Here is a 20,583-nt window from a genome sequence, read left to right on the forward strand (position 1 = left end):
TAAAATGACGGCATTCTTGTCTCAGACGCTGTTCCCGACCCTTTTGAACATGAGCCTCACGGCAGGCATCGTGATCCTGTGTGTGATAGCGGCCCGACTGGCCCTGAAGCGGGCCCCAAAGGTCTTTTCCTATGCCCTGTGGGCGGTGGTGCTCTTCCGGCTTCTGTGTCCGGTGTCCCTGCCCTCCGGCATCTCCCTGCTGGGGGCCCTGGACGCCCCGGCCAGACAGGCAAGCCCGGTGGTGAGCACCGTCACCTATGTGCAGCCCCAGCGGCAGCCGGAGGCTATCCAGCCCCAGACCGAGCAGGTGCCGGTGGAGCCCCAAACACCCGCCTCTGATTCCTTGGCTCCTGTAGTCCCGGAACAGCAGGCTACTTCCACTGTGGACTGGGCCGCTGTGGCGGCCTGGGTGTGGTTGGCCGGCGTGCTGGGCATGGCGGGGTACAGCATCTTCGCCTTGCTTCGGCTGCGGCGTAGACTGGTGGGCAGTCTGCGTTTGCGAGACAACATCTATCTGGCCGACCACATCTCCACCCCATTTGTGCTGGGACTGGTACGGCCTAAAATCTATCTGCCCTCCACCTTGACGGAGGGGGAGATGGGCTACATCATCCGCCATGAGCGGTACCACATCCGCCACGGGGACCATGTGGTAAAGGTGCTGGCTTTTGCCGGCCTGTGCCTCCACTGGTTCAACCCCCTGGTGTGGGCGGCCTTCATTCTGGCGGGCAAGGACATGGAGATGCGGTGCGACGAGGCGGTGGTGCGGCAGCTGGGCGAAAAGGTAAAGGCAGACTACTCCGCTTCCCTGCTGGCTCTGGCCACCGGACGGCTCACCATCGCGGGTACCCCCCTGGCCTTTGGGGAGGGAGACCCCAAGGGGCGTATCCGCAACCTGCTGCGGTGGAAGCGGCCCCGGGTGTGGCTGTCCGCTGTGGCCTGCATGGCCTGCGTGGCGGTGATTGCCGCCTGCGCCGCCAATCCCGCGGGGCAGACCAGTCAGACGCCGGCCGGGGAAAGCGGGCAGTATGAGAGCATGGAGGACTTTGCCCAGCAGACCTTGGACAGTGTCAAAGAGGTAACCTACTATAAATTCTCCAACGGGACAGCTACCACCGAGGAGGCCACTGCCCAGGTCACCGGCACCAAGGTGGCCTGGCTGGACAAGATGGGCGAGGTGGAAGGACTGGCCCCCGAGGGTACCCTGGAGGCCTGGACATTTAACTACCTGGTGCAGCTGGACGTTCCCGCCGAAGAAGTTGCCCTGGTGGGCGGTATGTACGAGAAGGACGGCTGGTTTGACCTGGAGGGCCAGGGTGGGCACAACATCGTCGCCTTGCGCTACCCCGACGGCACTTATGACGTTCTTTACGATCAGGTCGTCAACGACAACTTCGATTTCTTGGGCTATCACAAAAGCTATGAAGAGGCTATCTACGACTGGTATGTGACCGACCAGGGCCTGGATCTGCCGCTCTATGTGGGGGACTGGATCGAACAGATCACCTATCCGTCGGAGGACTCCAAGCCCAGCAACTATCCGGTCCACCGGTACGACGGGGACGGCTGGTATCTCTATATTCCTGTGATGGCCTGGACCCAGTGGTCGGCGGACCCGGTCCACAGCGTATGGGTGTCCCAGTACAATACCGGCTCGGCCATCACGGTGGACTACACCAAGACCAACCTGGCCGACTATCTGGCGGGGGATACCCAGGGCATGACCCCTGCCGGTGACAGCGGACGGGTCTTTGAGGCCCAGTGGTACGGCTGGAACTACCGCTACTACTATGTGGAGGGGACAGAGGGATGCTGGAGGATCACCATCCAGTGGCAGGACACCGCCATTACCGATTATCCTCACATCGCCATTGAGCCCCAGGTGATGGCCCTTATGGCGGAGAGCTTCACCCCGGACAGCCGGATTACCCTGTCGGGGCAAGGGCTGGCCATGGAGTCTGTACTGAAGAATGCCAGCGGGCTGACCAGCCGCCTGGTGTGGGTAGATTGTAACCAGGAGACCGAGCTGACCCGTACCGGAACAGAGGCAGAGGTGCTGGAAGCAGCGGCGGCCAGGCTGGAGTCCATTGAGGACCCGGAGTCTTATATGGACGCTGACGGCGGGCTGTGCCTGTACCTGAACGGCCCGGGGGATTCCCACATCAGCGTCTACGCCATCCAGTCCCAGCCCTATACGGTGCTGCTGCGCTATGTGGGAGATATGGTCAACGAATCGGCCATCGTGGAGGACCCGCAGCTCTATCTCTACCTGATGGCCGCCGGGGAGAACACCAATGTGGAGCTCTACGACCTGGACGACGATGGATTCCAGGAGGCCCTGACCTGGCCCACGGGTGAGAAAAATAATGTGATCATCTATGATTTCTATGGCGATGAGATCCACAAGACCGACGCCGCCCGGGAACTGGGGGCCGACTTTGCCGACATCACGAGGCTCATCGGGAATATCCAGCTGGAATACGGTGATTTGGTGCTGGCCAGAGTGGATGGAGAAGAGGGCGTATACCAGTACAAGGACGGAACGCTGACCTATGTCTGCACCCTGGAGGAGGCGCTGCTGAAAACATGACAGGAACAGAGACGCTCCATCAGCTGTGGCTGGACGATGAGGCCCGCATCGTCTCCTTCCACCCCATGGAGGGCTGGCGGCTGCTGGACTTTTGGGACCATGGGCATTTCATGGGATTTCTCCAGAGTTTGCAGCAAAAGGGCTACCGGTTTCAATGAGAAAAGGGGATCTGCCGCATGGCAGGTCCCCTTTTGCTGTCTGTCAATCCAAAGAAATATGGCTGCGGATGCGCTGAATGATCATCTCCATGGCCACCTGGTTGCGGCCGCCCTCGGGCACGATCAGGTCGGCGTACCGCTTGGAGGGCTCCACAAACTGCTCGTGCATGGGCTTGACGGTGGTGAGGTACTGCTGCACCACCGAGTCCAGGGAGCGGCCCCGCTGTTTTACGTCCCGCATGATGCGGCGGAGGATACGCACGTCGGCGTCGGTGTCCACAAAGAGCTTGATGTCCATCCGCTCTCGCAGGGCGGGCTCCACGAAGATGAGGATGCCCTCCACCAGGATCACCCTGGCAGGGCGGACCTCCACCGTCTCGGCGGCCCGGTTGTGCATGGTGTAGTCGTAGGTGGGGCTGTACACCGTCTCCCCCCGGCGCAGAGCGCCCAGATCTTCCACCAGGCGCTGGGTGTCGAAGGCGTCCGGATGGTCGTAGTTCAGCTTGCACCGCTCCTCATAGGGCATCTCGTCGTGCTGCTTGTAGTAGTTGTCGTGGTAGAGGATGGAGACCGAGTCCCCAAAGCGCTCCTTCAGACCCAGAGTCAGGGTGGTTTTGCCCGAGCCGGTGCCCCCGGCGATGCCGATGATCATGGTGTCCATTGCGTCCGCTCCCCCATTTTTTTATTTAGTATAGCATAATCCCCCCGGATGCTACAAGACATCCGGGGGGATTTCTCAGGTTTCCTCGTTCTCGAAGAGCAGCCGGTAGTCCCCCTCTTCATGGAGGTAGACCGCCTCCAGATCCTCATCGGCCCAGGCGTGGTCGAAGGGAAGGGAGAACTTCACGCAGGTGCCGCAGGAGGCGGACAGCTTGCGGGGTACCGGCATCATCACCGCGTTGTCTCCCAGGGCTTTCAGCTTCTTGTGGAAGGTGAGGGCCCCGAAGTGGGTGTGGAAGGTGGCGATGTGCTCCTTACTTGGTGATGGTGAGCTCATAGTCCTCCCCCACCTCTTTCCAGGTCACCTGGTAGCCATTGTTGGCGGCAAACCGGCGCACGTTCTGGAGAGGAGTCTCATTGTCTACCAGCACCACCAGGGGGGTGCCGTTTTGCAGGGCCTTCTTGGTCATGAGCACCGGCTCAGGACAGGAGTAGCCTCTGGCGTCCACTTGATTCATACCGTTCACCTCACGCTTTCTTGGTGTTGCCCGCGCCGATGGCGCAGACCAGGACCAGACCGATGATGACGGCCACCTTACCGGCAAAGCTGGGGCCGTCGGTGGAGGAGGCCAGGCCGAAGTTATGGCAGAAGGCGGCGCCCACCACCATGCCCAGCACGGCCACGGAGGAGTCGCTGTTGCCGCTGCCGGAGAGGATGAGCTGACGCAGGGGACAGCCACCCAGCAGCACGGAGCCCAGACCCACCAGCACCATGCCCAGCAGGTTCCAAAGCCCGTCGGTGTGGGCCACGGCCTGACCGGCAAAGCCGGGGTTGAAGCCGCCCTTGAGGCCCATGTCGCCCACGATCAGGTTGCCCACCAGCACGGCCACGAAGATGGCCACGAAGCCCATCAGCAGGTGGAAGTCCTTCAGCATCATGGCGTCCCGGATGCCGCCGGCCATGCACAGACGGCTGCGCTGGGCGATGGCGCCCACCACCAGACCGGCGATAAGGGCGGCGGCGATGGGAGCCCGCATGGAGCCGGGACCCTCAGTGGAGAAGAAGATGAAGGCGGGAGCGGCGATCACCAGGATGAGCAGGCCCACGTTGACGGCGGGCATGAGCACACCCTCGATCTTGGGCTGAGGCTGGGACTTCTTGAGGGAGAAGCCTGCCTTCAGGAACAGGGTGCCCACGAAAATGCCGATGATGAAGCCAATGAGGCCCAGGATGGCGTTTCCGTCGCCGCCGCCCAGGCGGATGACCATCCGCAGGGGGCAGCCCAGGAACATGAGGGCGCCCACCATGACGCAGAAGCCCAGCACGAACCGGGTCATGGGGGAGGAGCCGCCCCGCACCTTGAATTCCTTGCCTGCCAGGGCCATGATCATGGCGCCCAGCACCAGGCCAATGATCTCGGGCCGGATGTACTGCACAATGGCGGCCCGGTGCATCCCCACGCCGCCGGCGATGTCCCGCAGGAAGCAGGCGATACAGAAGCCCATGTTTACCGGGTTGCCCAGGGCAACCAGCACCACCGAGGCGATGCCTACCACCAGTCCGGCCAGAATGACCGGCAGGTGACCTTTAAGCTTTGTCACACACAACACCTCTCTAACTTTTTTTCAGGAAAGCAAACAAACTTTCTCTCAAGCAGATTATAGCGCCGGGGTACAAAAATTTGAAATACGAATTTTCCATAAACAAAATGAAAGATATAGAAAAAATCAATAAAGAGAGGTATAATGGGAAAACGCACAAAGGGCTGCCGCACAACGTGCGGCAGCCCTTTTGTCTGCTTATGGCTTGATGTGGACCAGCTTTTCCCCTCTGGGACGCACCGCGCCCACGGCCACGGCGGGCACCCCGGCGTCCATCATCCGGCCCATGAGGGCGTGGAGCTGGCGCTCGGGTACGCTAAACAGCAGTCCGCCGGCGGTCTGGGGGTCGTAGAGACAGTCCAGCACCTCCCGGGGGACGGCGGAGTCCTCCAGGGTGTCGCCGGCGGTAAAGTCCATGTTGCGGTAGGCGCCGGCGGGGATGATGCCGTCCCGTGCCAGCTCCAGAGCCTTGGGTACGATGGGCACCTTGCCCGCCCACAGCTCCATGGTGGTGGAGCTGCCCTCCGCCATCTCCTTCACATGGCCCACCAGGCCGAAGCCGGTGACGTCGGTGCAGGCGCTGAGGGAAATAGACCCCACCGCCTGGGCGGCGTACTTGTTCAGGGTGGTCATCAGTTCCACCATCTGCTTGTAGTCGGTCTCCTCCAGCAGCTCGGCTTTGGCGGCGGTGGACAGGATGCCGGTGCCCAGCGCTTTGGTGAGCACCAGGATATCCCCCACCTTTGCCCCACTGTTGGTGAGGATGCGGCGGGGATGGACCAGCCCGGTGACGCACAGGCCGTACTTGGGCTCCTGATCCTCAATGCTGTGGCCGCCGGCGATCACTGCTCCGGCCTCAGTTACCTTGGAGGCGCCTCCTGCCAGAATATCTCCCACCGCCTCCACCGGCAGGCAGGAGGGGAAGGCCAGCAGATTCATGGCCAGACGAGGCTCGCCTCCCATGGCGTACACGTCGGAGAGGGCGTTGGTGGCGGCAATCTGCCCGAAGGTATAGGGGTCGTCCACCACCGGAGGGAAGAAGTCCACCGTCTGGATCATGGCCACGTCGTGACTGACCTTGTAGACGGCGGCGTCGTCGCTGGAGTCATAACCCACCAGCAGGTTGGGGTCCGCCGCTTTGGGCAGGCCCGCCAATACATTCCTTAGGACACCCGGCCCTATTTTGGCCCCTCACCCACCGGCCGTGGTCATGGCGGTCAGGCGCAGCTTCTCATACGGCATCTCATCACCCCCTGAATGTTTGTTAGCAACAGTGTATCTTATTTCAACGAAAAAAGCAATCGGAGGCTTACCATGCAATTCAAACAACTGGAGGCATTTTTACAGGTGGCCCGCCAGCGCAGCTTTTCCAAGGCGGCGGAGGCCCTCTATCTCACCCAGCCCACCGTCAGCGCCCATGTAGCCGCCCTGGAAGACGAGCTGGGGACCCAGCTGGTGGTGCGCTCTACCCGGGAACTGCGGCTCACCGCCGCCGGGCGGGTGCTCAGCCGGTATGCCGCCGAGATTTTGGGCCTGTGCCAGCGGGCGGCCCAGGATGTGCGTACCGCCGCCTCCTCCATCTCGGGGACTCTGTCGGTGGCCGCCTCCACCGTGCCCTCCCAGTACCTGCTGCCCCAGATTCTGCCCCTGCTGCGCCAGCGCTACCCAGACGTGTTTTTCCAGGTCCGGCAGGGGGACAGCGGCCAGGTGGTCCAGTGGATGGTGGAAAACGGAGCCGAGCTGGGGCTGGTGGGGGCTCCGGTCCAGCGAGCGGGACTGCTGTGCGTCCCCTTCTTCGCGGAACAGCTGGTGATTGCCACCCCCAACACCCCGGAGTATCAGGCCCTGGGAGGCCAGATGACGCCGGAGATCCTGAGACACGCCCCCTTCCTTATGCGGGAGCCGGGGTCCGGCACCCGCAAGCAGGCCGAGCAGTATCTCAAGGGCATCGGCCTGGAGGTGAAGAGCCTGACCATGGCCGCCCAGCTGGAGAGCACTGAGAGCATCCTCCAGGGGGTGAAGAATGGCCTGGGCATCTCCATCCTGTCGGGCTGCGCCGCCAAAGAGGCGGCTCAGGAGGGCAAAATCCTGGTGTTTGCCCCGGAGAGTCCCCTGCTGGAGCGGCAGTTCTATTTGCTCTACCGGCGCTCCAGCCCCCTGTCCCCGGCGGCGGCCATGCTGGTGGAGGAATTACTCTACTTTTACCGGGACAAGATGTGACCGGCGCACCGTCCAACCTGCCCACGCATACCCTGAGAGTGAGAAACTTACTCTTGGAGGGTCTTTTTATGGAAGCAGAGGCAAGGATCTGTTATTACTTAGGGGCCAATGCCCCCACCGGCTTTTATTCCCTTTACGATCAGATGCTGGACCCGGAGAAGGCCCGGGACATCCGCATTTTGAAGGGCGGGCCGGGCTGCGGCAAATCCACCCTGATGAAGCAGGTGGGGCGGGCCATGGAGGAGGCGGGCCATTCGGTGGAGTACATCTACTGCTCCGGCGATCCCGACTCCCTGGATGCGGTCATCATTCCTGCCCTGGGTGCGGCGGTGGTGGACGGCACTGCCCCCCATGTGGTGGAGCCCAAATATCCCGGCCTGGTGGAGAGCTATGTGGATCTGGGGGCCTGCTATGACCGGGCCGCCCTCCAGGCGGTGGGTGCGGAGCTGAAAGGGTGCATGAAGGGCTATAAGGCCTGCTACGCCCGGGCCTACCGCTGCCTCACCGCTGCCGCCCAGCTGGAGGAGGACGGGTGGGCCCTGCTGCTCACCCCTGCCCTGGAGGCCAAGATGGCCAAGCGGGCCAAGGGCATCCTGTCCCGGGAACTGAAGCGGGAGGGAGAACAGGCAGGCCGGTCGGTACAGCGGTTTTTGGGGGCGGTGACCTGGCAGGGGGTGCTGCGGGAGTACGGCACGGTGGAAGCCCAGTGCAGCAGGGTATATGAGTTGAGCGATACCTATGGCCTGGCCCACACCATGCTCACCTGCCTGGCCGCCGGGGCCATGGCAGCGGGCCACGACGTGGTGGCCTGCCCCGATCCCATGTTCCCTGACCGGATGGCCCATCTGATTGTCCCCGATCTGTCTCTGGCCTTTGTGAGCACCACCCCCGAGCAGCCTTGGCCCCGCCGGCCCTACCGCCGTATCCGGCTGGAGGCCATGGTGGACACCGAGCTGCTGCGGCGCAGCCGGGCCCGGCTGCGCTTTGCCCGGAAGGTGACTGCCGCCCTCATGGAGGAGGCGGTGGACGCCCTGGCTCAGGCCAAGGCCATGCACGATGAGCTGGAGGCCATCTATAATCCCCATGTGGACTTTGACCGGGTACACGCTCGGGGGGAGGAGATCATAGAGAATTTTCTGGCCCTGGAGCAGGCGTAAAGAAGAGAAGCAGCCGCCTTTCGGCGGCCGCTTCTCTTATGCAGACTGATTTTTCTGTGCCTGACTGCCAAAATAGAAGGCAATCACCACCGAGAAGATGGTGAGAAACTGATCGGCAGCCACCTTGCCGGTGATGGCCAGGTGGAGAAAGGCAATGGTCAAAATCAGGGTGACCAGATTTTGGACCTGCATGATGCAGTGCAGGATCTGCTTCACGGTGAGCACCTCACAAAAAAGGATCGCGGAGCGTGGCTCCGCGATCTATTCTATGCAAGATTCAGCCCTTCAGCAGCAGGTCCAGCTCCTCCAGGGCACTGTCCAGCAGCTTGCTTACCGGCATATCTTCTACGCCAGCCACGATGTTGTCGCACTGATTCATGGGAACCAGGATCTTTTTGGCGGGCGACTGGCCCACCGCCACCGCCATAGCCGGGGAGATCTCTCCCAGCAGGGCGTCGGCAATGACAATACCCAGAGGGCCCAGGATCACGTCCGCCCGGCGGCAGGCCACCAGCAGGGCATTTTCTCCGGTGGCGCCCTGAGAGGCGCCCCCCTTCAGCATGGCCGCCGTGGCCAGGCTGTTGGTACCAACGGCAAAGACCTGCAATTTGGGGTGGCGGGCCACGATGCCCCGCACCAGCTGCTGGCCGATCCGGCCGCCCTGGCCGTCCACTACCAGAAGTTCCATAACGATCCCTCCCGCTTACAGCAGGATGACGCCGGCGTCCTGGCAGGCCTGGATGGTCTGCTCATCCCAGACGCTGGCCTGGACTTCGCCGATGTGGGCCTTGCCCAGCAGCAGCATACACAGCCGGGACTGGCCGATACCGCCGCCGATGGTCAGGGGCAGCTTGCCCTCCAGCAGCATCTTGTGGAAGGGCAGCTCCCGGCGGCTGTCGCAGCCGGCAATGGTGAGCTGGCGGTCCATGGCGGCGGGGTCCACCCGGATGCCCATGGAGGACACCTCAAAGGCCCGCTCCAGCACCGGGTTCCACACCAAAATATCGCCGTTCAGGTTCCAGTCGTCGTAGTCGGGGGCACGACCGTCGTGGGGCTTACCCGACTTGAGGGCGCCGCCGATGCCCATGAGGAAGGTGGTGGGATGCTCCTTGACCCAGGCGTCCTCCCGCTCCTTGGGGGACAGGTCGGGCCAGCGGTCCTCCAGCTCCTGGGTGGTGACGAAGGACACGTCGGTGTCCAGGGGGGGCAGGGCGGTGAGCTGGGGGAAGACGGAGCGCAGGGTGGACTGGGTCTCCGCCATGGCCTTCACGATGGTGGACACGGTGGCCTTCAGATAATCCACCGTCCGGTCCCGGGGGGCGATGACCTTCTCCCAGTCCCACTGGTCCACATACACCGAGTGTAGGTTGTCCAGCTCCTCGTCCCGGCGGATGGCGTTCATGTCGGTGTACAGGCCCTCGCCCACCGAGAACTGATAGCGGTACAGGGCCATGCGCTTCCACTTGGCCAGGGAGTGGACCACCTGGGCGTCCCGGCCGGCGTCGGGAATGTCGAAGGAGACTGCCCGTTCCACACCGTTCAGGTCGTCGTTGAGGCCGGTGGAGGCCTCCACGAACAGGGGAGCGGATACCCGGCGCAGGTGGAGGGCGCCGCCCAGGGTATCCTCAAAGAGCCGCTTCAGCAGGCCGATGGCCTTCTGGGTGTCATATAAATTGAGACAGGGGGCGTACCCCTGAGGGATCACGGTTTGCAGCATGGCGCAGCACTCCTTTTGTCTGGAATTACAATGTAACACATTATACAGGAAAAGTAACCGGCATACAACCCCTACCGATGCTCCAGCCACAGCTTTTGCCGGGCTCGGAGCACAAAGAAGAAGATCCGCACGATCCAGTCTCCCACCATGGCGATCCACACGCCGATGACCCCCAGGCCAAAGTGGACCCCCAGGATGTAGCTGCATCCCAGCCGTACGATGATCATGGAACAGATGGAGATGACCATGGGTACCTTCACGTCGCCGGTGGCCCGCAGGGCGTTGGGCATGGTAAAGGCCATGGGCCAGAACAGCATGGCGCAGCCGTTGTGGATGAAGATCAGTACCGTGGCATACCACTGGGTCTCTGGGGTCAGGCTGTACAGCATGAGGATCAGGGGCAGGCCCAGCAACAGGACGCCGTTAAGAATCCAGGTAAAGAGGTAGGTCATCTTCACCAGCTTGACGGTGTAGGCGCGGACCTGGTCCCAGGCCTCGGCCCCCACGCACTGGCCCACCACCGTGATAAGGGCCAGGCCCATGGCGGTGCCGGGGATGACACCGAAGTTGTCAATGTTGTTGGCCACCGCGTTGGCGGCGGTCTGGGCGGTGCCGAAGGTGGAGATCAGGCTCACCAGCAGCACCCGGCCCAGCTGGAAGAAGCAGTTCTCCAGCCCATTGGGCACGCCGATGCGGAGGATGCGGCCCATCATGTTCGGCTCAAACCGGAACTTGAGCAGGCCGGACACCCGCACCGGGTTGCGGCGGCTGTGGAGGAGCACCAGCATAATGCCGGCGGCCACCATCCGGGAGAACAGGGAGGACAGGGCCACGCCGTCCACCCCCCGGTGAAAGACAAACACAAAGATGGCGTTGCCCACAACATTCTGTCCGTTCATCCAGGCGGAGACGTACATGGAGGCCTTGGAGTTGCCCATGGACCGCAGCAGGGCGGCGCAGCCGTTGTACAGGGCAATGAAGGGGTAGGACAGAGCGGAGATGATAAAGTAGGTTACCGCACCCTCCATGACGGCGGGCTCCACCTGGCCGAAGAGCAGCCCCAGCAGGGGGCGGCATAGGGTCAGGGACAGGGCCATGATGATGAGGGCGGCGGCGGTGACGATGTACATCAGCTGATTGGCGGCCCGGTTGGCCCGGTCCAGGTTTTCCGCCCCGATGGACTGGGCGCACACCACCGCGCCGCCGGTGGCCAGGGCGGAAAAGACGTTAATGATGAGCACGTTGATCAGGTCCACCAGGGCCACGCTGGACACGGCGGCTTCTCCGGCGGAGGACACCATCATGATGTCGGCCATGCCCACCATGACGGCCAGGAACTGCTCGATGATCAGGGGAATGATGAGTTTTTTCAGGGCTTGCTTGTGAAACACGGGGGTTCCCTCTCTCTGGTTGGGTTACATACCAAAAAAGTATACTACCGGCGGCAGCAGGGCCGCAATGGGCAAAACCCACAGGATTGCGGGGGATGTGCCGCTTGCCTTTTCGCCGGATTGGAGGTATAATTTTCTGCGAAATTGGATCAAAAGCATAAGGAGGAGACCATGGAAAAGATTCAGATGACCACCCCCCTGGTGGAAATGGACGGCGACGAAATGACCCGGGTGCTGTGGCAGCAGATCAAGGACGAGCTGCTCCTGCCTTTCATCGACCTGAAGACCGAGTATTACGATCTGGGCCTGCCTCACCGGGAAGAGACCGGCGACCAGGTGACCGTGGACTCCGCCGAGGCCACCAAAAAGTACGGCGTGGCGGTCAAGTGTGCCACCATCACCCCCAACGCCCAGCGGGTGGAGGAGTACAAGCTCTCCCAGATGTGGAAGTCCCCCAACGGTACCATCCGCGCTATCCTGGACGGCACCGTGTTCCGTGCCCCCATCATGGTCAAGGGTATCTCCCCGGTGGTCAAGACCTGGAAACGCCCCATCACCATCGCCCGTCACGCCTACGGCGATGTGTATAAGTCCACCGAGTACCGGGTGCCCGGCCCCGGCAAGGCCGAGCTGGTGTTCACCGGCGAGGACGGCAAGGAGCAGTTCCGTCAGACCATCTATGACTTTGAGTGCGGCGGCGTGCTCCAGGGCCAGTACAACAAGGACAGCTCTATCTCCTCCTTTGCCCGCTCCTGCTTCCAGTACGCCATCGACACCAAGCAGGACCTGTGGTTTGCCACCAAGGACACCATCTCCAAGAAGTATGACCACACCTTCAAGGACATCTTCCAGGAGATCTTCGACGCCGAGTACAAGGCCAAGTTCGACGAGCTGGGCATCGAGTATTTCTACACCCTCATCGACGACGCCGTGGCCCGTGTGGTTCGGTCCCAGGGCGGCTTTATCTGGGCCTGCAAGAACTACGACGGCGACGTGATGAGCGACATGGTGTCCACCGCCTTCGGTTCCCTGGCCATGATGACCTCCGTGCTGGTGAGTCCCGACGGCAAGTACGAGTACGAGGCCGCCCACGGCACCGTCACCCGCCACTATTACAAGTACCTGAAGGGGGAGGAGACCTCCACCAACCCGGTGGCCACCCTCTTCGCCTGGAGCGGCGCCCTCCGCAAGCGGGGCGAGCTGGACGGCATCCAGGCTCTGGTGGACTTTGCCGACAAGCTGGAGAAGGCCACCATCGACACCATCGAGGGCGGCGTCATGACCCGGGACCTGGTGGGCCTGTGGGAGGGTGAGACCCCCGCTCAGGGCGTCAACTCCCTGGACTTCCTGAAGGCCATCCGGGCCAAGCTGGAGGCCAGCCTGTAACAGCCAAAAAGCAACTCTGACCAACAGGGGCAGCGGAGCGGCGGTCTGCCGTACCGCTGCCCTTCTTTGATCCGGGGAGAAAGGAGGAAATCCATGAAAAAGCAGCTTCTGGTGGGAGCTCTGTCCCTGGCTCTTCTGGCCGGGCTGGTACCGGCGGCGGGGGCGGATTCCACCCAACAGGCCCAGCAGGCGGCGGAGCACCTGTACTGCCTGGGCCTGCTGGACGGCGCGGGTACCGGCAGCGACGGGACGCCCAACTTTAATCTGGGGGGCACTATGACCCGGGGGGAGGCCATCACCATGGTGGTGCGGCTCACCGGCGGGAAGGAGGCCGCCCTCACCGGCGGCAGTACCCACCCCTTCACCGATGTGGACAGCTGGGGGGAGCCCTATGTGGCCTACGCCTATGCAAACGGTATCACCACCGGGGTGAGCGATACGGCCTTCGGCTTCCACAGTACCATTACCCAGGAGGAATACCTGACCCTGCTGCTGCGGGCCATGCGCTATGACGGTGTGGACTGGCGTGACCCATATGCCGCCGCCGACCGGCTGGGCCTGCGGGAAGGGGAGGACTATGTCCGGGACCAGACCTTCCAGCGCAGTGATATGGTCCTGCTGTCCGACCGGATGCTGGAGGTGACGCTGGCGGGGGAGGAGGTCACCCTCTACGAAAAGCTGGATCTCCAGGGCGCGCTGGAGCGGCGGGAACTGCCTGCTCCCAAGCTGCAGCCCGGGCCTACCGTAACGGTGGAGAGCACCTTTGCAGTCAGCAGCGTGGAGGATATGATCCGCCGGATGGCGGTCCAGGTGGATGCCCGCAATACCGCCCTCACCATCTACACCCCGGTGGGGCAGGAGGGGGCGTACAGCCAGGCCCTGCTTACCGAGGATACCATCGACCGCTTCCCGGACGTGGATTCCATGGCCACCCGGTATTATCCCGATCAGGGCTACTTCACTGTGGAGATCCGCTACCGGGACTCCGCCCGGGTGATGGCCTATGTGGAGGGAAAGACGGATCGCCTGTCGGCCCAGGACATGGCCCTCTATGAGGAGGCGGTGCGGGTCCACGACAGTCTGGTGGACAGCACCATGAGCCAGTATGAACGGGTGAAGGCCTTCCACGACTACCTGTGCGACACCGTCACCTATCGAAAGACCGGGCCGGAGAGTCACACTGCCTACGGCGCACTGGTGAACCACGCCGCCGTGTGCCAGGGGTATACCCAGGCCATGGACCTGCTGTGTTTCCTCAGCGGCATCGACTGCGAGCATATCTTCGGTCAGGCCACCGCCAACGGCGTGACGGAGTATCACGCCTGGGTGCGGGTAAACATCGACGGGAACTGGTACAATGTGGACCCCACCTGGGACGATCAGGTGACCTATATCTCCTACGACTATTTCCTGGTGTCCGACGGGCATATGGACGGCCATATCTGGACCGCCTACCCCAACTGGCCCGTCTGCCCCAGCGACTATCCCCGGCCCTGAGGGCACGGTGGAAAACTGTGCCTTGACAAGTGAAAAGACCAGTGCTATGGTATAGCACAGAGTGAAGCTGAAAGAAGGCGTCACGAAGGGGTACACCACCGCGGGTGTAGTTCTTTCGTGATGCCTTTTTTGCGTTTGGAAGGAGGTAGATTATGCTGCAAGTCAACGGTCAGCCCATGGACCGGACAGGTCTGCATACCGTGCAGGACCTGCTGGACAAGCAGGGCTGGAAGGCCGCCCAGGTGGCGGTGGAGCACAACGGCGCCATTCTCCGCCGGGAGGACTTTTCCACAACCGCCCTGTCCGATGGGGACAAGCTGGAGGTAGTGCGGTTCGTGGGGGGAGGCTGACCCATGGACCGGGAAACGCTGGAACAGGCCCTCATCGCCCGCCACGGGGCGGAGAATCAGAAAAAATTTGCTGCCGCCTCGGTGGGCATCGCGGGCCTTGGGGGCCTGGGCTCCCACATTGCCGTCCATTTGGCCCGGCTGGGGGTGGGGCGGCTGGTGCTGGCCGACTTCGACCGGGTGGACGTGACCAACCTCCACCGGCAGCACTATTTCATTCCCCATCTGGGGCGGTACAAGACCGAGGCCCTGGCGGAGCAGCTCAGAGGGATCAACCCCTGGCTGGACTATGAGATCCACACCTGTAAAGTGACGGCGGACAACGCCTGCACCCTGTTTCAGGGGTGTCAGGTGGTGTGCGAGGCCTTCGACCAGGCCGACCAGAAGGCCATGCTGGTCCAGGCGGTGCTCACCGGCCTGCCGGACACCCTGCTGGTGGCGGGCTCCGGCATGGCGGGAAGCGGCTCGGCCAATACCATTGTTACCCGCAAGGCGATGGGCCGCCTCTGGCTCTGCGGTGACGGAGAGAGCGATATCTCCCAGGGCCAGGGACTCATGGCCCCCAGGGTGGCGGTGTGCGCGGCACACCAGGCCACCATGGTCATGCGGCTGCTGCTGGGACAAATGGAACCATAAACACAAAGAAAGGAACGAACAACCATGGCAGATCAACTGATTTTAGGCGGACACGCCTTTACTTCCCGATTCATCCTGGGCTCGGGCAAATATTCTCTGGACCTGATCCGGGCTGCGGTGGAGCACGCCGGGGCCCAGATCATCACACTGGCCCTCCGCCGGGCCAACTCGGACACCGACAGCATTCTGGATCATATCCCGGAGGGGGTCACCCTGCTGCCCAACACCTCCGGCGCCCGCAACGCCGACGAGGCAGTGCGTATCGCCCGGCTGGCCCGGGCCTGCGGCTGCGGCGACTTTGTGAAGATCGAGATCATGCGGGACAGCAAGTACCTGCTGCCCGACAACTATGAGACCATCAAGGCCACTGAGATCCTGGCCAAGGAGGGCTTTGTGGTCATGCCCTATATGTATCCCGATCTGAACGTGGCCCGGGATCTGGTGGATGCGGGGGCGGCCTGCGTCATGCCTCTGGGTGCCCCCATCGGCTCCAACAAGGGACTGGCTACCAAAGAATTCATCCGCATTCTCATCGACGAGATCGATCTGCCCGTCATTGTGGACGCCGGCATTGGCCGGCCCTCCCAGGCCTGCGAGGCCATGGAGATGGGTGCCGCTGCCGTGATGGCCAACACCGCCATTGCCACCGCCGGGGATATCGCCGCCATGGCCGGGGCCTTCAAATCCGCCATCGAGGCGGGCCGGGCGGCCTATCTGGCCGGGCTGGGCCGGGTGCTGGACCACGGGGCGGCAGCTTCCTCCCCCCTCACCGGATTTCTGGCGGACTGAGAGGAGGAAGAGACATGGATCAGCCTATGGAAGGCATTACCGTGGTGGAGGTCAAGGACAAGATTGACCACATGACCTATCTGCCCGGCATGGAACAGATCGACCCCACCGTCCGACTCCAGGTGACGGCGGCCCGGGACGGCTATGATGAGACTATTTACACCGCCAAGGACGTGCGGGCCGCCCTGGACGCCGATGTGCGTACCCCGGAGCACTTTGCCGCCCTGCTTTCCCCGGCGGCCGAGCCCTTCCTGGAGGAGATGGCCCAAAAGGCCCGGATGGAAAAGCGGCGGTACTTCGGCGACAACGTGTACCTCTTTACTCCCATCTACATCTCCAACTACTGTGAGAACTACTGTATCTACTGTGGCTTTAACTGTCACAACAAGATCCGCCGGGCCAAGCTGGACATGGCGGGCATCGAGGCGGAAATGGCCGCCATTGCCAAAACCGGCCTTGAGGAGATTTTGATCCTCACCGGCGAGAGCCGGAAGATGAGCGACGTGCAGTACATCGGTGAGGCCTGCAAGATCGCCCGGAAGTATTTTAAAATGGTGGGCATCGAGGTCTATCCCATGAACTCCGATGAGTACGCCTACCTCCACCAGTGCGGGGTGGACTATGTGACGGTGTTTCAGGAGACCTACCATGCCGATCGGTATGAGCAGCTCCATCTGGCGGGCCACAAGCGGATCTTCCCCTACCGCATGGAGGCCCAGGAGCGGGCCCTCATGGGCGGGATGCGGGGGGTGGCCTTCGCCGCCCTGCTGGGACTGGACGACTTCCGGAGGGACGCCTTCGCCACCGGGATGCACGCCTGGCTCCTCCAGCGCAAGTATCCCCACGCCGAGATCTCCTTCTCCTGCCCCCGGCTGCGGCCCATCGTCAACAACGACAAGATCAACCCCAAGGACGTTCACGAGCGGCAGCTGCTCCAGGTCATGTGTGCCTACCGCCTGTTCATGCCCTTTGCCGGCATGACCATCTCCACCCGGGAGCGAGCGGGCTTCCGGGACCGGGTCATCGATATTGCCGCCACCAAGATCTCCGCCGGGGTATCCACCGGCATCGGCGGCCACTCCGGCGAGGAGGAGGGGGACGACCAGTTTGAGATCGCCGACAACCGGGACGTGGAGCAGGTGGCCCAGGCCATCCGGGACCAGGGCCTCCAGCCGGTGATGAACGACTATGTCTATGTTTGAACTGGTGTGCGTGACCCACCGGGGGCTGTGTGCCGACGACCTGCCCCAGCGGGTAGCCGCCCTGTGCCGGGGCGGCGTGAGCAAAGTCATCCTGCGGGAGAAGGACCTGTCCGAGGAGGAATATGAGGCCCTGGCCCGGCAGGTGCTGGCTGCCGGGGGAGACAAGGTGGTGCTCCACCATTTTCCACAGGTGTGCCAAAAGCTGGGCGTGCCACGGCTCCACCTGTCCCTGGGACAGCTGGAGGCCGATCCTGACCTGCGGGAGCAGGTGAAGCTACTGGGTGTGTCCATCCATGCCCCTGAGGAGGCCGTCCGGGCCCAGAAGCTGGGGGCGGACTATGTGACGGCGGGCCACGTCTTTGCCACCGACTGCAAAAAGGGTCTGCCCGGCCGGGGGCTTCCCTGGCTGGAGGGGGTGGTGAAGGCGGTGTCCATTCCGGTGTATGCCATCGGCGGCATCGGACCGGACAATCTGGCTGCCGTGGCCCGAACCGGGGCGGCGGGAGCCTGCCTCATGAGCGCTTTTATGGCCTGTCCAGACCCGCAGACCTATGTGGAAGGACTGCGGCAAATAACAGATTGAACGCAAAAGGCGCGGGACTACCCGCGCCTTTTTTATTGCCTCCATATTCGGAAGATGCTTCTAGCCCAGGAATACCTTGACAGAGTTGGCGGGGGTGAGTAAACTGGAAATGACCTCCGTCGAATTCCCCCGAAATGGGGGCGCGGAAGAGAGAGGAAGATGGGTATGTTTTGTTATCGATGCGGCGCCCAGCTGACCGGAACAGAAAAATTCTGCGGGCACTGCGGTGCACCGCTGGAAGAGGCCTTGAAGTCTGTGGGCCAGGACCAGACCTCGCCGCCTCAGGATCAGACTCCTCCGGCAGCGGAGCAGCCGGTTCATGAGCCGGAGCCCGCTCCTGTGGAGGAACAGCCTGTCCAGCAGCCTACGGCGCAAGAGCCGGGTCCTGCTCCGGCGCAGGAGCCCCCCATACAGGAGCCGGGAACCCCGCCCGGATGGGGTGTGCCTCCTACCCAACCGCCCCAGCCGGGGCCTGTTTATGCGCCCGGACCCGGCGGACCTGGGAATGGTCAGTCCCCCGCGCCCAAGGGCGGCAAAAAGAAGTGGCTGCTGCCCGTCATTATTGTGGCGGCCCTGGCGGTGGGCATCGGCGGATTTTTGCTGTACCGAAACATCAGCACCAATCAGGCCTATCAGCAGGCGGTGGAGCAGGGACGGGACGCCCTGAACCGGGGCAGCTACGCCCAGGCGGTGGAGTATTATGAGCAGGCTCGGGACCTGAAGGGTCTGGAGAGCGCCGACCGGCTGGCCCTGGCGGAGGCCTATCTGGCCCAGGACAACCGGACAGCGGCGGCCCGGCTGCTGGAGGAGGGCCCCATCCAGGAGGGGGACGAGCAGTATGCCCTCTACCAGAAGCTGTATGCCATGTGCATTCTCTCCCCTGAAGTGGACGATGTGGACACCGACAACTTCCCGGTGGTCACCCTGAAGCTGGACTGCGATCAGCCCTTCCCTCTGGAACTGTCCGAGGTGGGTATCCGGGAGGATGGCCAGGACTGTGAGGTGCAGGAGGTGACCCAGGAGGATGGCCAGGTTGAGATCACCTACCTGACCTTTGACGCCGAGTACAGTGAGGAGCACCGCCAGCCTGTGCTCACCTTCTCGGTGGACGGCATCTCCATGGAGCGGGAAGGAGACTACTATACCCCCTACTTCGTGCCCGCCCGGCTGCGTCTGGTGTCCACCGACGTCAGCGAATATCCTGTGGTCCGGGCCTATTTCCAGGTGGTGGACGACTACAGCGGCGAGACGGTGGAGGGCCTGGATTCCAACGCCTTCCGCATTATGGAGCGGGTGGAAGGCGGCGAGTATCTGGCTCGTGAGGTCAAGTCGGTGCTTCCTCTGGAGGGCAACGACGGCCTGAAGATCGATCTGGTGGCTGACAAGAGCGACAGCATCACCGAGTACGACATGGGCAAGATCAAGACCGTTATGACCGAGTTTGTGCAGGAGCTGGACTTCGCCCTGGGCGACCGGGCGGAGGTGCTGGCCTTTGACTCCATCGTGCAGCAGATGTGCTACTACACCGACGACGTGGGCCTCTTGGTCAACGGCATCAACAATATGTCCACCGACGGCCTCACCGCCTTCTATGACGCGGTGTACGACGGTGTGACCAACGCCACCCTTCAGGGCGGCGCCCGCTGCGTCATCGCCTTTACCGACGGCATGGACAACCGCAGCCGCCACACCCCTGAGGAGCTCATCCGCTACGCCAACACCCAGCAGACCCCGGTGTACATCATCGGCGTAGGCAACTCGGTGGAGACCAGCACCCTGCGCCATATTGCCGAGAGTACCGGCGGCCGCTACTGGTACATTGACGATCTCTACGACCTGGAGGCCATCTTCCAGCAGATCTATGACGAGCAGATGGACTACTATATCGTGGAGTACGAGAGCGACAGCGCCGCTGACAGCTACGCCACCCGTGACCTGCAGGTCAAAGTGTCCGGCCAGGGCTACCGGGGAGAGAGCGAACTGACCGTTACCCCGGTACGCAGCATCCGGGACGACGGCGGCGTGGGCGGCGGACACCGCTACGAGCTGTTCAAAGAGAGCCTGACCTGGGAGGAGGCCTCCCGCCGCTGCCAGGAGATGGGCGGCCATCTGGCCACCATTACCTCCCAGGAGGAGATGGACCAGATCACTGCCATGGCGGAGGCCCAGGACGTGAAGTATATCTGGCTGGGCGGCTACACCTCCTATGACGACGCCGGCAATGTGTTTGGCCACTGGGTTACCGGTGAGGCATTCAACTTCCAGGCCTGGTCTGCCAACGAGCCCTCCCGTCAGGATCAGGACGGCACCGAGGAGTGGTACATCATGCTGTGGAACATCAAGGCGGTGGGCGGCTGGTGCTGGAACGACCAGCGCAATGATCCGGTCTCTGCTGTGCCCACCATGGCCGACGGCATGGGATTTGTATGCGAATTTGAAGAGTAGGAGTATCGGCTGCCATGAAAGGAAAACGATGTGCCAAATCTTCAGGAGGGCGGATTGCTCTGGTGATTGTGCTCCTGGTTGTTGTGGCGGCAGCAGGCGGGATTGCCTGGTGGCTGCTGGGTTCCGGCGGTCCGGCTCCGGTGGCTGAGAGTACCGACCCGGTGACTTCCGCTCAGCCCACCCCGTCCCCCACACCGGAACCC

At 62.7% G+C, this 20,583-nt stretch carries 22 protein-coding genes; 13 read left to right on the forward strand and 9 right to left on the reverse strand.

Annotation, left to right across the window (positions count from 1 at the left end; translation table 11 throughout):
- Window positions 1-4: 4 nt before the first annotated feature.
- Together B5F94_RS10535 and B5F94_RS16480 are read left to right on the forward strand one after the other, a co-directional pair.
- Window positions 5-2,590 carry a M56 family metallopeptidase gene (locus B5F94_RS10535; protein WP_087330000.1) on the forward strand — a complete coding sequence of 862 codons (2,586 nt, stop codon included), beginning with the start codon at window positions 5-7 and terminating at the stop codon, window positions 2,588-2,590.
- Entirely contained in the window at window positions 2,587-2,748 is a 162-nt protein-coding gene (locus tag B5F94_RS16480) for a hypothetical protein (RefSeq protein ID WP_158100278.1), read from the forward strand. Before B5F94_RS10535 ends, B5F94_RS16480 begins: the two co-directional genes overlap by 4 nt.
- Window positions 2,749-2,791: 43 nt before the next feature.
- Here B5F94_RS16480 and udk read toward each other — a convergent pair whose 3' ends face one another.
- From udk to selD, 5 genes are all read right to left on the reverse strand, one after another.
- Window positions 2,792-3,409, reverse strand: coding sequence for a uridine kinase (udk, locus tag B5F94_RS10540; RefSeq protein WP_087330002.1), 618 nt, complete (start codon window positions 3,407-3,409; stop codon window positions 2,792-2,794).
- Window positions 3,410-3,484: 75 nt separating this feature from the next.
- Window positions 3,485-3,745, reverse strand: coding sequence for a DUF3343 domain-containing protein (locus tag B5F94_RS10545; protein ID WP_087330004.1), 261 nt, complete (start codon window positions 3,743-3,745; stop codon window positions 3,485-3,487).
- Entirely contained in the window at window positions 3,723-3,926 is a 204-nt protein-coding gene (locus tag B5F94_RS10550; RefSeq protein WP_087269832.1) for a sulfurtransferase TusA family protein, read from the reverse strand. Before B5F94_RS10550 ends, B5F94_RS10545 begins: the two co-directional genes overlap by 23 nt.
- Window positions 3,927-3,936: 10 nt before the next feature.
- On the reverse strand, window positions 3,937-5,010 hold the full coding sequence (yedE, locus tag B5F94_RS10555) for a YedE family putative selenium transporter (RefSeq protein ID WP_242965658.1): 1,074 nt from the start codon (window positions 5,008-5,010) through the stop codon (window positions 3,937-3,939).
- 198 nt (window positions 5,011-5,208) lie between these two features.
- The gene (gene selD / locus B5F94_RS10560) at window positions 5,209-6,252 is read right to left on the reverse strand and encodes a selenide, water dikinase SelD (RefSeq protein ID WP_087330006.1); all 1,044 of its coding nucleotides are present in this window, start codon (window positions 6,250-6,252) and stop codon (window positions 5,209-5,211) included.
- A 72-nt stretch (window positions 6,253-6,324) separates the two neighbouring features.
- On the opposite strand from selD, the gene B5F94_RS10565 reads away from it, so the two are divergent.
- On the forward strand, window positions 6,325-7,230 hold the full coding sequence (locus B5F94_RS10565) for a selenium metabolism-associated LysR family transcriptional regulator (protein WP_087269826.1): 906 nt from the start codon (window positions 6,325-6,327) through the stop codon (window positions 7,228-7,230).
- A 68-nt stretch (window positions 7,231-7,298) separates the two neighbouring features.
- The gene (locus B5F94_RS10570; protein ID WP_242965659.1) at window positions 7,299-8,387 is read left to right on the forward strand and encodes a hypothetical protein; all 1,089 of its coding nucleotides are present in this window, start codon (window positions 7,299-7,301) and stop codon (window positions 8,385-8,387) included.
- Between the two features lie 36 nt (window positions 8,388-8,423).
- Here B5F94_RS10570 and B5F94_RS10575 read toward each other — a convergent pair whose 3' ends face one another.
- From B5F94_RS10575 to B5F94_RS10590, 4 genes are all read right to left on the reverse strand, one after another.
- Entirely contained in the window at window positions 8,424-8,603 is a 180-nt protein-coding gene (locus B5F94_RS10575) for a hypothetical protein (protein ID WP_087188327.1), read from the reverse strand.
- A 61-nt stretch (window positions 8,604-8,664) separates the two neighbouring features.
- Window positions 8,665-9,075: a DUF3842 family protein gene (locus B5F94_RS10580; RefSeq protein WP_087330008.1), complete on the reverse strand. Its 411-nt coding sequence runs from the start codon at window positions 9,073-9,075 to the stop codon at window positions 8,665-8,667.
- A gap of 15 nt (window positions 9,076-9,090) precedes the next feature.
- Window positions 9,091-10,104, reverse strand: coding sequence for an aspartate--ammonia ligase (asnA, locus tag B5F94_RS10585; protein ID WP_087330010.1), 1,014 nt, complete (start codon window positions 10,102-10,104; stop codon window positions 9,091-9,093).
- A gap of 71 nt (window positions 10,105-10,175) precedes the next feature.
- Window positions 10,176-11,495, reverse strand: a complete 1,320-nt coding sequence (locus tag B5F94_RS10590; protein WP_087330012.1) for an MATE family efflux transporter — start codon at window positions 11,493-11,495, stop codon at window positions 10,176-10,178.
- A 171-nt stretch (window positions 11,496-11,666) separates the two neighbouring features.
- Here B5F94_RS10590 and B5F94_RS10595 point away from each other — a divergent pair, with 171 nt between their 5' ends.
- The 9 genes from B5F94_RS10595 to B5F94_RS16245 all read left to right on the forward strand — a co-directional run.
- Window positions 11,667-12,881, forward strand: a complete 1,215-nt coding sequence (locus B5F94_RS10595) for an NADP-dependent isocitrate dehydrogenase (RefSeq protein WP_087330014.1) — start codon at window positions 11,667-11,669, stop codon at window positions 12,879-12,881.
- A 93-nt stretch (window positions 12,882-12,974) separates the two neighbouring features.
- A complete protein-coding gene (locus B5F94_RS10600) occupies window positions 12,975-14,378 on the forward strand; it encodes a transglutaminase domain-containing protein (RefSeq protein ID WP_087330016.1) in 1,404 nt (467 codons plus the stop codon).
- A gap of 152 nt (window positions 14,379-14,530) precedes the next feature.
- Complete coding sequence (thiS, locus tag B5F94_RS10605) at window positions 14,531-14,728, forward strand: sulfur carrier protein ThiS (protein WP_087188322.1); 198 nt, start codon at window positions 14,531-14,533, stop codon at window positions 14,726-14,728.
- 3 nt (window positions 14,729-14,731) lie between these two features.
- Window positions 14,732-15,361, forward strand: coding sequence for a sulfur carrier protein ThiS adenylyltransferase ThiF (thiF, locus tag B5F94_RS10610; RefSeq protein WP_087330018.1), 630 nt, complete (start codon window positions 14,732-14,734; stop codon window positions 15,359-15,361).
- Between the two features lie 24 nt (window positions 15,362-15,385).
- Window positions 15,386-16,150 carry a thiazole synthase gene (locus B5F94_RS10615; protein WP_087188320.1) on the forward strand — a complete coding sequence of 255 codons (765 nt, stop codon included), beginning with the start codon at window positions 15,386-15,388 and terminating at the stop codon, window positions 16,148-16,150.
- 14 nt (window positions 16,151-16,164) lie between these two features.
- A complete protein-coding gene (thiH, locus tag B5F94_RS10620; protein ID WP_242959008.1) occupies window positions 16,165-17,352 on the forward strand; it encodes a 2-iminoacetate synthase ThiH in 1,188 nt (395 codons plus the stop codon).
- Window positions 17,339-17,935 carry a thiamine phosphate synthase gene (locus B5F94_RS10625; RefSeq protein ID WP_087330020.1) on the forward strand — a complete coding sequence of 199 codons (597 nt, stop codon included), beginning with the start codon at window positions 17,339-17,341 and terminating at the stop codon, window positions 17,933-17,935. The genes thiH and B5F94_RS10625 overlap by 14 nt, the downstream gene beginning before the upstream one ends.
- Window positions 17,936-18,100: 165 nt before the next feature.
- Entirely contained in the window at window positions 18,101-20,380 is a 2,280-nt protein-coding gene (locus B5F94_RS10630; protein WP_087330022.1) for a VWA domain-containing protein, read from the forward strand.
- A 14-nt stretch (window positions 20,381-20,394) separates the two neighbouring features.
- Window positions 20,395-20,583 (forward strand): hypothetical protein (locus B5F94_RS16245; protein ID WP_204247483.1); only part of this gene is annotated, 189 nt, incomplete at its 3' end.

Origin of the sequence: Flavonifractor sp. An4 (assembly GCF_002161755.1) — a bacterium.
GTDB classification, from domain to species: Bacteria; Bacillota; Clostridia; order Oscillospirales; family Oscillospiraceae; genus Flavonifractor; species Flavonifractor avicola.